The 12,764-nt window shown below is 32.8% G+C and carries 11 protein-coding genes; 6 read left to right on the top strand and 5 right to left on the bottom strand.

Annotation, left to right across the window (positions count from 1 at the left end; all coding sequences use genetic code 11):
* Positions 1–18: 18 nt before the first annotated feature.
* Positions 19–1,266: an ABC transporter permease gene (locus QMG60_RS06680; protein WP_057117608.1), complete on the bottom strand. Its 1,248-nt coding sequence runs from the start codon at positions 1,264–1,266 to the stop codon at positions 19–21.
* Between the two features lie 165 nt (positions 1,267–1,431).
* Here QMG60_RS06680 and purH point away from each other — a divergent pair, with 165 nt between their 5' ends.
* The 6 genes from purH (at position 1,432) to rodA (ending at position 8,703) form a co-directional block, all read left to right on the top strand.
* Positions 1,432–2,958, top strand: a complete 1,527-nt coding sequence (gene purH, locus QMG60_RS06675) for a bifunctional phosphoribosylaminoimidazolecarboxamide formyltransferase/IMP cyclohydrolase (RefSeq protein WP_057117609.1) — start codon at positions 1,432–1,434, stop codon at positions 2,956–2,958.
* Positions 2,959–3,012: 54 nt separating this feature from the next.
* Positions 3,013–4,041, top strand: a complete 1,029-nt coding sequence (locus QMG60_RS06670) for a rod shape-determining protein (protein WP_008466528.1) — start codon at positions 3,013–3,015, stop codon at positions 4,039–4,041.
* Between the two features lie 111 nt (positions 4,042–4,152).
* The gene (gene mreC / locus QMG60_RS06665; protein WP_057117610.1) at positions 4,153–4,983 is read left to right on the top strand and encodes a rod shape-determining protein MreC; all 831 of its coding nucleotides are present in this window, start codon (positions 4,153–4,155) and stop codon (positions 4,981–4,983) included.
* Entirely contained in the window at positions 4,976–5,482 is a 507-nt protein-coding gene (locus QMG60_RS06660) for a rod shape-determining protein MreD (protein ID WP_134139180.1), read from the top strand. Before mreC ends, QMG60_RS06660 begins: the two co-directional genes overlap by 8 nt.
* The gene (gene mrdA, locus QMG60_RS06655) at positions 5,479–7,452 is read left to right on the top strand and encodes a penicillin-binding protein 2 (protein ID WP_134139178.1); all 1,974 of its coding nucleotides are present in this window, start codon (positions 5,479–5,481) and stop codon (positions 7,450–7,452) included. The genes QMG60_RS06660 and mrdA overlap by 4 nt, the downstream gene beginning before the upstream one ends.
* 15 nt (positions 7,453–7,467) lie before the next feature.
* Positions 7,468–8,703, top strand: coding sequence for a rod shape-determining protein RodA (rodA, locus tag QMG60_RS06650; RefSeq protein WP_057117613.1), 1,236 nt, complete (start codon positions 7,468–7,470; stop codon positions 8,701–8,703).
* Positions 8,704–8,986: 283 nt separating this feature from the next.
* Here the strand turns inward: rodA and QMG60_RS06645 are convergent, their stop codons facing one another.
* From QMG60_RS06645 to QMG60_RS06630, 4 genes are all read right to left on the bottom strand, one after another.
* Complete coding sequence (locus QMG60_RS06645; protein ID WP_057117614.1) at positions 8,987–9,667, bottom strand: VTT domain-containing protein; 681 nt, start codon at positions 9,665–9,667, stop codon at positions 8,987–8,989.
* Positions 9,668–9,800: 133 nt separating this feature from the next.
* Entirely contained in the window at positions 9,801–10,142 is a 342-nt protein-coding gene (locus tag QMG60_RS06640) for a heavy-metal-associated domain-containing protein (RefSeq protein WP_057117615.1), read from the bottom strand.
* 59 nt (positions 10,143–10,201) lie between these two features.
* Positions 10,202–12,208, bottom strand: a complete 2,007-nt coding sequence (locus QMG60_RS06635; protein ID WP_281867274.1) for a TonB-dependent receptor — start codon at positions 12,206–12,208, stop codon at positions 10,202–10,204.
* A 117-nt stretch (positions 12,209–12,325) separates the two neighbouring features.
* The gene (locus tag QMG60_RS06630; RefSeq protein WP_134139175.1) at positions 12,326–12,724 is read right to left on the bottom strand and encodes a hypothetical protein; all 399 of its coding nucleotides are present in this window, start codon (positions 12,722–12,724) and stop codon (positions 12,326–12,328) included.
* Positions 12,725–12,764 lie beyond the last annotated feature (40 nt).

Raw genomic sequence — 12,764 nt, 5'->3', positions numbered from 1 at the left:
AGCAAATACACACAATAACTACATTCCAGTTCGAATAGCTTCTACGGGATCTAGATTTGCTGCAGAAATAGCAGGTAAAATTCCCGAAACTAAACCGATAAATGCCGCTAAACCAGTTCCTAGAAGAATATTTCCTAAACTCAAAACAAATTCAAAATCAAGTAATTTAGTTAAAACTAAAGCAATTCCCCAAACCATAAGAAGTCCAATGATTCCGCCTATAACTGATAAAATTACAGCTTCAAATAAAAACTGGAATAAGATAAATTTATTTTTTGCTCCTAATGATTTCTGAATTCCGATAAGGTTTGTCCTTTCTTTAACAGAAACAAACATAATATTAGCGATTCCGAAACCACCGACCAAAAGCGAAAATCCACTGATTATCCATCCAACAACATTCATTTGTCCTAGAATCCCATCAATAAAATCAGTAAATCCAGAAAGTACATTAATAAAGAAATTATCCATTTCTCCCGCTTTCATTCCGCGAATAGCTCGGAGTTTTTGAGCTATTTGAGCTTTATAAGCTTCCATGTCTACTCCTTTAACTGGTTTTAAAATAATCACAGGTGTCATGGCATCAGTGTCCCCGTACATTCTTCGTAAAAAATTGGCTGGAAGATAAACCGAAGTATCATTACTATCTCCAAAAAAACCTGCACCTTGTTTTGCCATTACACCAATGACGGTAAATCGCTGTCCGTACAAACGGATATTTTTTCCAATTGGATCACTTGAACCAAAAAGTCCTTCAGCAATATCATATCCAAGAACAATAACTGCTGTTCCAGAATTAGATTCAGATTCGTTATAAAATCTACCTTTATCGAAACTTAATCCATCAATGTTAACCATTTCGCTTGACGATGGAACAATATTTACATCACTAACCGTTTTAGAATCGTATTTTAAACTTTCTCTATTTACAAAAAGCTGATATCCTACTTGATCAGTATCGTTCATTGAATTTTTCAACCCTATATACTCATCATACTTTACATTTGGAAACTGTTCTCTTTTCCATTGTGGAATTTCAGATGGTCCAAAGCAGAATTTCATTAAATAAATCGTATTTTTATCTAAGCTGCTCAAATCTTTAGAGATTTTTTTATCTAAAGAGTCAACGGCAGCCAAAACAGCAATAATTGAAAAAATACCAATTGTAACACCTAAGAGCGACAACAAAGTACGTAATTTATTATTTCGCAAAGCGTTGATAGCAAAGCTCAGACTTTCTTTTAATAATCTTAAATAAACAAGCATATTTTAGTATTTTTCAATAAAGTAAAATTCAATAATTTAAAATCAAAAACCTAATAAAAGTTAACTTACTCATCAGTAGATTTTTTTAGCATTTTGTTACACTAATTTTTTTTAATATAATATATAAAAAAACTACTTTTGCAGTCTCAAAATCATAACTACAAAATGAGCACAACTAAAAAAATACAATCGGCATTAATTTCTGTTTTTTCGAAAGATGGATTAGAACCAATCGTTAGAAAATTACACGAACAAAATGTTACACTTTATTCTACTGGAGGAACTGAAGATTTTATCAAAAACCTTGGAATTCCTGTAGTTCCTGTTGAAGACATTACATCTTTTCCTGAAATTCTTGGAGGAAGGGTTAAAACCTTACATCCAAAAATTTTCGGTGGTATATTGAATCGTCAGGATAATGAAAGTGATGTACAACAAATGAAGGAATTTGATATTCCTCAAATCGATTTAGTTATCGTTGATTTGTATCCTTTTGAAAAAACAGTTGCTTCTGGTGCAAGCGAACAAGATATTATTGAAAAAATTGATATTGGCGGAATTTCATTAATTCGTGCTGGTGCAAAAAATTTCAAAGACACTGTAATTGTAGCTTCTGTGAATGAATACAGTTTGCTTTTAGATTTAATTACAGAACAAGACGGAGCAACAACTCTTGAAAACAGAAGATTGTTTGCCACTAAAGCGTTCCACGTTTCTTCTCATTATGACGGAGCTATTTTCAATTATTTCAACACAGACGAGACTATTTACAAAGAAAGTATTGCAAACGGTCAAGTTTTAAGATATGGTGAAAACCCTCACCAAAAAGGATTTTTCTTTGGAGATTTTGACGCAATGTTCAGCAAACTTCACGGAAAAGAATTATCATACAACAACTTACTTGATGTTGATGCTGCAGTAAATTTAATTGCTGAATTTAAAACTGACGGACCAACGTTCGCAATTTTAAAACATAACAATGCTTGTGGTTTAGCATCAAGAAAAACAATCAGCGAAGCTTATTTGGCAGCTTTAGCTTGCGATCCTACATCTGCTTTTGGAGGTGTATTAATCTCAAATACTAAAATTGACTTAGCTACAGCTCAGGAAATCAACAAATTATTCTGCGAGGTAGTTATTGCTCCAGCGTATGATGATGAAGCTGTTGCTGTTTTACAAGAAAAGAAAAACAGAATTATATTAGTTCAAAATGATGTTGAATTACCATCTCGCCAAGTAAGAACTTGTCTTAATGGATTGTTAATTCAGGATAGAAATAATATTACGGATAATAAAGAGCATTTAAAAACCGTTACTATAACAGAACCTACTGCTCAGGAGATCGAAGATTTGATCTTTGCTTCTAAAATCTGCAAGAATACAAAATCAAACACAATTGTTTTTGCTAAGAATGGAACATTGATTTCATCAGGTACAGGTCAGACTTCAAGAGTTGATGCCTTAATACAAGCTGTTGATAAAGCAAAAGCTTTTGGATTTGATTTAAATGGAGCTTCGATGGCGAGTGATGCATTTTTCCCATTTCCGGATTGTGTAGAATTAGCCAAAAAAGCAGGAATTACAGCAGTAATTCAGCCAGGAGGTTCGATAAAAGACGAATTAAGCATAAATTATTGCAACGAAAATAATCTTGCAATGGTATTTACAGGAACTCGTCATTTTAAACATTAATTTGTTTAACTTTGTTCAAAATAATTTATAACATTTTAAACCCCTAAAAAACTTATGGGATTTTTTGATTTCATGACTGAGGATATTGCAATAGACCTTGGTACCGCAAACACTTTAATCATTCATAATGATAAAGTTGTTATTGACAGCCCCTCTATCGTAGCACGTGATAGAGTATCAGGCAAAATCATCGCTGTTGGTAAAGAAGCCAACATGATGCAAGGTAAAACGCATGAAAACATCAAGACCATAAGGCCTTTAAAAGATGGTGTAATTGCAGATTTTGACGCGTCAGAAAAAATGATCAATATGTTCATTAAAAGTATTCCTGCGTTAAAAAAGCGAATGTTTACACCAGCATTAAGAATGGTAGTTTGTATTCCTTCTGGAATTACTGAGGTTGAAATGCGTGCAGTAAAAGAATCTTGTGAGCGCGTAAATGGAAAAGAAGTTTACTTGATTCACGAACCAATGGCCGCTGCAATCGGTATTGGAATTGACATCATGCAGCCAAAAGGAAACATGATTGTTGACATTGGAGGTGGTACAACAGAAATCGCTGTAATTGCTTTAGGTGGTATTGTATGTGATAAATCTGTAAAAATTGCCGGTGACGTTTTCACAAATGATATTGTTTATTATATGCGTACACAACATAACCTTTTTGTTGGAGAAAGTACTGCTGAAAAAATAAAAATTCAAATTGGAGCTGCAATCGAAGATTTAGATGGTCCGCCAGAAGACATGTCTGTTCAAGGTAGAGATTTACTTACTGGTAAACCGAAACAAGTAGATGTTTCTTACCGTGAAATTGCAAAAGCTTTAGACAAATCTATTCAACGTATCGAGGATGCAGTAATGGAAACATTATCTCAAACTCCTCCTGAGTTAGCTGCCGATATTTATAATACTGGTATCTATTTAGCGGGTGGTGGATCTATGTTGAGAGGTCTTGACAAACGTATTTCTCAAAAAACAGATTTACCTGTTTACATTGCAGAAGATCCTTTAAGAGCTGTTGTTCGCGGTACAGGAATGGCACTTAAAAATATTGCAAAATTTAAAAGTATCTTAATCAAATAAGATTCAAAATAACAATCAATTTACTTTTATAAGGGTCAAATTTTTAATATTTGATCCTTATAAAATCTGAAACCATAAAGCATATCCTGAAACAAAATAACCAAACAAGAAATGCAGCAAATTTTTAATTTCATTATAAGAAACAGTAATCGATTGCTGTTTTTGCTGCTTTTAGGTATTTCGTTAGGACTCACAATTCAATCTCATTCTTATCACAGAAGCAAGGTAATCAGTTCTGCTAATTTTTTAAGCGGCGGTGTTTATGAAAAAATAAATCGTGTAAATGAATATTTGAATTTAAGAGCTGAAAACGACGAACTTGTACTTGAGAACGCAAGATTAAAAAGTCTTTTATTCAACAAGGAAGACACTACAAAATTACCTTTACCTGACAGTATAAAAGGTGTAAAACCTGCTGACATAATCGTATCAAAAGTAATTCACAACTCTTATAATACACATGAAAATTACATCACCTTGAATGCTGGAAGCAATGAAGGGATTAAACAAGATATGGGTGTTATTAACAGCTTAGGAATTATTGGGGTTGTTGATAATACTTCGCCAAGATATTCTACTGTTGTGAGTATTTTAAACATGAAATCGCAGATTAATGCTAAAATCAAAAAATCAAATCATTTTGGTTCATTAACTTGGGATGGAAAAAGTACAGGATTTGTGCAATTAGAAGATGTTCCTAGATTAGCTTCTATTAGAAAAGGCGATACTATTGTAACTGGAGGTCAATCTGTGATTTTCCCAGAAGGAATCAATATTGGTACGGTAGATAAAATATACATCAAAAAGAATACAAGTTATTATGTCATAAATGTTAAGCTATTTAATGACATGACAAATCTTGGACACGTTTATATTATCAAGAGTAAGGACAGAGAAGAACTTATTAATTTAGAAAACAAAAGCAAAGAAAAAGATGAATAGCGCTTTGTTGGTAAATATTTTTCGATTTATTATGCTGCTGGCAATTCAGATTGTTATATTCAACAATATGAATTTCTTAGGATACATAAGTCCTTTTCCGTATATCTTGTACATTATTTTATATCCTGTAAACAGCAATAAAGCCGGTTTAATTCTTTCTAGTTTTTTACTAGGATTAACAATGGATATGTTTTGTAATTCTGGCGGAATACATGCAACTGCTTGTGTTATTCTAGCCTACTACAGGCCTTATATTTTTAAGTTTTCTTTCGGACTTAGTTATGAATATCAAACTATAAAACTAAATGAATCTCTAACTCCAGAGCGTTTTTCATTTATATTGGTATCGGTTTTAATACACCATATTGTATTATTTGTTCTCGAGGCATTTCAGTTTAAATTTATCTGGGACATTTTACTCCGAACCTTATTCAGCTCTATCTTTACTATAATCACCTCAATAATAATAATTTATCTTATTAAGCCCAATAAACGATGAGAAAAGTTCTGCTGCCCACTATAATTATTATTGCAGCATCTTTGCTAGTGATTAGGATATTTTATCTGCAGATTATTGATGATTCATTTAAATTGAAATCAGAAAATAATGCGATAAAAAAAGTTTATGATTACCCTGAGCGAGGTTACATTTATGATCGAAATGGAAAACTCCTTGTGGCTAATCAGGCTTCGTATGATATTATGGTAATTCCTAGAGAAGTAAAGAAAGACCTTAATATTGCTGAATTTTGTTCACTTCTAAATATTACTCAAGAAGAATACAATAAGCGTATTGCAAAAGCAAAAGTATACAGCCCGAGACTTCCTTCTGTTTTTCTTTCGCAGTTAAATAAAAATGAATTTGCTGCTTTTCAGGAAAAAATCAGAAAATATGATGGTTTTTATTTCCAGAAAAGATCACTTCGTGATTATGAGGTAGATTATGGAGCCAATATTTTTGGTTTTATTACTCAGGTAAATGAAAAACAAATTGAGAAAAATCCATACTATAACAGTGGAGATTTAATTGGAAAACAGGGGGTAGAGCAAAGTTATGAGGAAATTTTGCGCGGAATAAAAGGTGTAAAATACATTCAGAAAGACAAATATAACCGAGAAATTGGTCCTTACAAAGAGGGAAAATACGACACAATTGCTGTAGCTGGAGAAGACATCAATATAACTATTGATGCCGAACTTCAAAAGTACGGCGAAGAATTGATGATCAATAAAAGAGGAGGGATAGTAGCTCTTGAACCTAAAACAGGAGAAATCTTAGCATTAGTTACTGCGCCTTCTTACGATCCTGGTATCATGGTAGGACGCCAAAGATCTAAGAATTATACGCTTTTGTATCGTGACTCTATAGCGAAACCTTTATACGACAGAGGACTTTTAGCAGAATATCCGCCAGGTTCTCCATTTAAAATTCTTACTGGATTAGTTGCTCTTCAAGAAGGTGTAATTAATGAGCAAACCACTTTTATGTGTCATCACGGATTTAGTTATGGTGGAGGCCGTTTCATGAAATGTCACGGTTTTGGACCTCATCAACTGCATAATGGAATTTACAATTCTTGTAATACTTATTTTGGCCAGGCATACATGTTAACAATTAACAAGTATTCTGATCCTGGCAAGGCTGTAGATGTTTGGAGTGATCACGTAAGAAGTTTTGGTTTAGGACAATTTATGGGTTATGATTTACCAACTGGCAAAAAAGGAAATATTCCGACCTCTAAAACATATAAACGAATTTACCCTAACGGAGGATGGAGAAGTTCCACCATTGTATCAAATGCAATTGGTCAGGGTGAAGTTTTGATGACTCCGATTCAATTAGCCAATATGATGGCAACTGTTGCAAATCAGGGTTATTATTATACTCCTCATATCATTAAAAAGATTGAAGGAGAAAAAATTGACGAAAAGTTTACCACAAAGCATGTTACAACTATTGATCAGAAATATTTTCCGCCAGTTATCAGCGGATTATTTGATGTTTACAATAAAGGTACCGCATATGCTCTTAGAGTAGAAGGAATCGATATTTGTGGAAAAACAGGAACAGCTGAAAACTATGCTAAAATAAACGGTAAAAGAGAAAAACTAAAAGATCACTCGATATTTGTCGCTTTCGCACCAAAAGATAATCCGAAAATTGCAATTGCAGTTATGATTGAAAACGGAGGTTTTGGAGCTACTGTAGCTGGACCTATTGCGAGTTTAATGATAGAAAAATATCTTAGAAAAAAAATCACGAGAACTGATTTGGAAGTAAGAGTACTAAACAAAAGCTTACTTTCTGAATATGCGAAATTGGGCGGATTAGGAGAGGCTCTTAAAATAGAATCTGTACCAAAAGATTCTGTTTTACAAGCCAAAATTGTAAAACCAAAAGCACCAGTCACAACAGCACCAACCACTGAAGTTAAGAAAACAGCAGTAGACACTACTAAGAAAAACTAAGAAAGATTATTTCAAATGAAAAATCAAAGTGTAAAAAATAATATCGATTGGATAAGTGTCTTTATCTATATTGCGCTGGTAACTTTAGGTTGGCTGAATATTTATTCGTCTTCATTATTGTCAACTGACGGAACTTATCAAAAACAGCTTATTTTTATCTGCTGTACTATTCCTTTGATATTTATAGTTCTTTTTGTTGATGGTAAGTTTTATGAAAAATATGCCAGTATTATCTTTGGAGTTTCTCTATTATCTCTTGCAGGCCTATTTCTTTTCGGAAAAACGATTGCAGGTCAACGATGCTGGTATGCCATAGGAAGTTTTACTTTACAGCCTTCAGAATTTGCAAAAGCCGCAACTTCATTGGCGCTGGCTAAATACCTGAGTGACACTCAAATTAATTTAAAAGAAACCAACAGACAGATTCAGGCATTAGCTATTATGTTATTACCTGTAATACTTATTTTACCACAGCCAGATCCTGGAAGTGCTTTAATTTACAGTGTTTTTATCCTTGTTTTATATAGAGAAGGCCTACCTTCTTGGTATGTCTGGACCGCTTTTATTACTATTGTTCTCTTTGTTCTTACATTAGTACTAGAACCTTATGTAGTTGTCATAATTGCGTTTGTTGTATTAGCTATTATCCATTTCAAAGGCAGGGCTGTTGACCGCAATATAATTTTGAGCGCTATATTATTAGCCTTAATCTCTGGTTTTGTCTTTTCTGTTGATTACGTTTTTGATAACGTTTTTAAACAACACCATAGAGACCGTTTCAATATTTTATTAGGTAAAAGCGTCGATATGAAAGGTATTGGATATAATACCAATCAGTCTGAAATTGCAATCGGATCTGGGGGATGGATTGGAAAAGGTTTCTTGGAAGGAACACAAACCAAAGGCGGATTTGTACCCGAACAACATACCGATTATATCTTTACAACAGTTGGTGAAGAATGGGGATTTGCAGGCTCTTTAACCGTAATTGCACTTTTCGTTGGATTATTGCTTAGAGTAATTTATTTAGCTGAAAGACAAAAAACAAAATTCAGCCGAGTCTACGGATATTGTGTCGCAGGTATTCTCTTTATACACTTTTTTGTAAATATTGCGATGGTAATTGGAATATTCCCTACAATTGGGGTTCCTCTACCCTTCTTTTCATACGGAGGTTCTGGACTCTGGGGTTTTACCATTTTGTTGTTTATTTTTCTTAAAATGGACGCTAACAAAGTAAATGAATGGTAGGTTTTAAAATTGTTAATTGTTAATTGTTATTTGTTAATTGTTATTTGTTAATTGTTAACTACAAATTTTAAAACTTCTTAAGAAACACTAACATTTACAGAACTCTTACAAGTTCGTTCTAATAATCAAAAGTGTTTGTTATTTTCTTATATCCGGTTGAAACCACACTATAGTAAATACTAGAGAGAATCATTTATATAAATAGAAATTATTTCTAAATTAAATATGAAAATAAAAAAGTCCGAAGTTTTGAAGCTTCGGACTTTTTTATTTTTATTTCTTATTATATCTTTTCTGCTGGTCTCTTTTTCAAAAGCTTCATTAACACTGGGAATGTTGATATGATTACAATAATTATAATAATATATTCTATATGTTTTTTCAAATCTATTCCTTGTTTTAAAAAGATGCCGTACAAATAATGTCCTGCAAAAATTAATATGAAAGACCAAAGGAAAGAACTCAAAATATTATAAAACATAAACTTCTTTTTATCCATCGAAACAATTCCTGCAACTATTGGGGCAAACGTTCTAAAAATAGGAAGAAATCTAGCATAGATAATGGCTTTTCCTCCATACTTTTCGAAGAAATCTTTTGATTGAAGCAGATATTTTTTCTTAAACCAGAATGAATCTTCTTTTTTAAATAAATAATAACCACTTTTGGCTCCAAACCAATAACCTGTCATATTTCCTAAAACTCCCATTATTCCCACTAAAGTCGCAAGTAGTAGTACGTTTAAAAAATCGTTAGGAATAAACATAACATTTTCAATCAAGTCACGGCTATAAATACCTGCTAAAAAAAGTAAACTATCTCCAGGCAGAAAAAAACCTGCAAAAAGCCCTGTTTCAGCAAACACTATAAACAGCACAATAAACAACCCAATCTGAAAACCTCCGACACTTAAAGTAATATAAAATTCAGGGTTAATTAACTGGGTCCAATCAAAATTATTCATAAAACGAAGTTGGTTATCTTTATAAGTGTGTGAAAGTAACAATAATTTACTGTAACCGCAATAAAATGCGGTATTTTAAACATAAATTAACTATTAAAAAAAGCCCAAACTAACGCTTGGGCTTTAAAAATAATTATTCTCTTACGTACTTGCAGCAAGTGTGTAAATTGTCATAATCTGCTGTTTCAGCTTTAACCTCCTTAGTATCATGACCTGCTTTTGCGACTGCCTTGTTTAAATCTAAAGGAGAAGATTTTTCTTCGTTTAAAATAACTGAAAGCTGATGCGAACTTATGTCCCAGCTAGCAGTTTTTACTCCGGGAACACCATAAGCCGCTTTTTCTATTCTTTTCTTACATTGTTCACAGTTTCCGTTTACTTCTGTGGTGTATTTTAAATTTTTATTCTTTTTAGTTTGTGCCTGCGCAGAAAACCCTAAAAAAGATATCATTACTATTAAAACTAATTTATTCATTTTGTTTACTATTTATTATTGTTATATTGATTTTTGAAATTGTTATTGCGATTAAAATTTTATTTAATCTTAAATCTTAAACCCGCGTAATACATTTGCCCAAAAATTGGAGCATATGCTACAGAGGCATCAAAATTTGGTCCAAAAGGATTCTCTGCACCTAGAATTGCTTTTTCTTGTCTATAGTTTCCAATATTTTCTCCTCCAATGTATACTTCAAAAACAGAAGAAAAAACACGAGTTACTTGGGCATTCATTACAGCATATGAAGGCGAAAAATCTGGAAATTGATCTGCCTCAGGATTGGAAGCCGTATAAGGCAATTGCTGCTTTCCAGACCAATTACAGGTAAAATCAAACCTCCATTGTTTGTCTTCATCCATTGTTGTTTCATACTCTAAATTTCCTAAGAAGCGATGTTTTGCCTGTAACGGACGCTGAAATGTTCCCCTTAAATAATCGGTTTGGATGTCATAATATTTATAGGCTGTTCTTAAATTTAAATTATGAATGAGCTCATAATTAAATTCCACTTGCAGACTATTGGCAAATGAGCTTCCTTTCAAATCATAAAACAACACTTGCTGCGGACTTTGCATTAAATCTACGACAGCTTGATTTTGAAAATCGGTTCTATAAAAGTCAAAACCGGCATCTGCATTTTTATTGAAAAGACGGAATTTCTGCGAAAAACTCACACCATAATTCCATGCAATTTCAGGGTTTAGTCCATATACTTTTCCGCTTGAATCCAAGATCGAAAAATTTCTTGAGCTGGCAAAAAGCTGCTGGTTTTCGGCAAAAATATTCGCTGTACGTTTTCCTCTGCCTGCAGAAAAACGAATAACACCATTTTTCCAAGGATTATATCGCATGTGTAATCTAGGAGTAACAAAAAATCCCAATCGATTATGATTATCTACTCGTCCTCCTAAAATCAAACTAAAATTATCTGTATTGTCATAAGTATATTCAAAGAATGCTCCAACCGAGTTATCAATTCGGCTGTAGTCGGTAACATTTACAAATTCCTGATATTGATCGTATGTAAAATTCAAACCAGTCGTAAACTTGTGCATTGTATTGTTTATGATGGAATTGAAAATCAAATTAGAATAAAAACTATTCTGTTTGATATCGTATTGATTTAATCCAAAATAAGAATCTTGTTTGTGACTGTTGAATGCATTTTGAAAACCAATACTTTGATAAGGCATATCTTTAAAAACATAACCTATTTTTGTTGATACATCAAAGCGTTCTGTATTGATCTCAGATCCCCAAAAATTTGTGGTTCCACGATCACGATCTTTATCAAAATCAACTTCTCCTGTTTGTTTTTTATCATTCATATACCTGAAATTGATAAAACTAACCAAACCACTTTCTGGATTATAATATTGGTAACGGTTTAAAACATTGATTTGTTTGCCTAAAGGATTATCTAAAAATCCGTCATTGTTCATGTCGTTTTTGGCTACACGTGTGTTTCCGTGAACGAATAAACTTGTTGCCCATTTATCAGAAAGTTTTTTGTTGAAATGGGTATTTAATTCAAAACGAGAATCGGTTGAACCATAAGCATTTAGGAAAAAAGGAATATCGTTTAAAGGTTTTAAAAGCTCAGTGTTAATTTGACCGGAAATACTTTCGTAGCCATTAATAACACTCCCCGCTCCTTTAGTGATTTGCACGCTTTCGATCCACGTTCCTGGAGTAAATGATAAACCGTATGCTTGTGAAGCTCCCCTAACAGAAGGTATATTTTCTTCGGTAATCATTAAATAAGGACTTGTTAAACCGAGCATTTTAATTTGCTTGGTTCCTGTTAAGGCATCCGAAAAATTGACATCTATGGATGGATTTGTTTCGAAACTTTCGGCCAGATTACAACAAGCGGCTTTAAGCAGCTCTTTACTTGTAATTAAAGATGTATTGGCTGTTACTGTGAAGGATTTTTTTATTCCTTTTTGCTTTTTATTAATTTTTACTTCCTCTAAATCTTCTTGCGAAAAAGCAGCAACAGAAAGCAAAAACGCCATAAAAAGCATTATATTTTTTTGCATAAAAAATGATTTTAATGTTGAAAAGAATTACATGTTTGATGTTTGCTCAAAACAAAAACCATCAAAATGTAAATGCAAAGTCTTAATCAAGACCTGCAGTGCATCTTAACATTAAAATCAGGAATAGAAAATATACTGATGATATAATTTGAATAAGGGGGGCGCATTCGCATCTGAATAATACGAAAGGACTTCTTTCTTTTTAAAATTTGGAAGTGCTAAAAAGGCTAAAGGCTTATAGTCTTGAATAACAGCCGGAAATGCAAATTGGAAAAAGAAAAATTTGAAAGTTGCATTGTCTGATTTTTTTTCAAAGTGAACCAGTTTATCCTTGCAGCAAGAATTCTTTTTCTCTTTTGAACCACAGCATTTTTTTTCTACAACAGGCTGTACTGTTGTGTTTAATGAAACGGAAGCAATTTTCCCTCCGCAATAATGTACATCAAAAGCAAACCCAATATTGGAAACCAATAAAAGGAACGCCAAAAATAGACCTGTACACTTTTTCAAATTCATACTGCAAAGCTATTCAAAAAACAATCGATAAAAAACAAAA

The sequence above is a fragment of the Flavobacterium sp. GSB-24 genome (genome assembly GCF_027924665.1).
GTDB lineage: Bacteria > Bacteroidota > Bacteroidia > Flavobacteriales > Flavobacteriaceae > Flavobacterium.
The sequence above is the reverse complement of the archived record's forward strand: the minus strand, read 5'-3'. Positions and strand labels throughout refer to the sequence as shown.

What these genes read in the sequence shown, in the direction of transcription:
- mreC (WP_057117610.1), top strand. Translation starts at nt 4,153, where the DNA reads ATGCAGCAAATTTTTAATTTCATTATAAGAAACAGTAATCGATTGCTG.
- QMG60_RS06680 (WP_057117608.1), bottom strand. Translation starts at nt 1,266, where the DNA reads ATGCTTGTTTATTTAAGATTATTAAAAGAAAGTCTGAGCTTTGCTATC.
- rodA (WP_057117613.1), top strand. Translation starts at nt 7,468, where the DNA reads ATGAAAAATCAAAGTGTAAAAAATAATATCGATTGGATAAGTGTCTTT.
- QMG60_RS06670 (WP_008466528.1), top strand. Translation starts at nt 3,013, where the DNA reads ATGGGATTTTTTGATTTCATGACTGAGGATATTGCAATAGACCTTGGT.
- purH (WP_057117609.1), top strand. Translation starts at nt 1,432, where the DNA reads ATGAGCACAACTAAAAAAATACAATCGGCATTAATTTCTGTTTTTTCG.
- QMG60_RS06640 (WP_057117615.1), bottom strand. Translation starts at nt 10,142, where the DNA reads ATGAATAAATTAGTTTTAATAGTAATGATATCTTTTTTAGGGTTTTCT.
- QMG60_RS06630 (WP_134139175.1), bottom strand. Translation starts at nt 12,724, where the DNA reads ATGAATTTGAAAAAGTGTACAGGTCTATTTTTGGCGTTCCTTTTATTG.
- QMG60_RS06635 (WP_281867274.1), bottom strand. Translation starts at nt 12,208, where the DNA reads ATGCAAAAAAATATAATGCTTTTTATGGCGTTTTTGCTTTCTGTTGCT.
- mrdA (WP_134139178.1), top strand. Translation starts at nt 5,479, where the DNA reads ATGAGAAAAGTTCTGCTGCCCACTATAATTATTATTGCAGCATCTTTG.
- QMG60_RS06645 (WP_057117614.1), bottom strand. Translation starts at nt 9,667, where the DNA reads ATGAATAATTTTGATTGGACCCAGTTAATTAACCCTGAATTTTATATT.
- QMG60_RS06660 (WP_134139180.1), top strand. Translation starts at nt 4,976, where the DNA reads ATGAATAGCGCTTTGTTGGTAAATATTTTTCGATTTATTATGCTGCTG.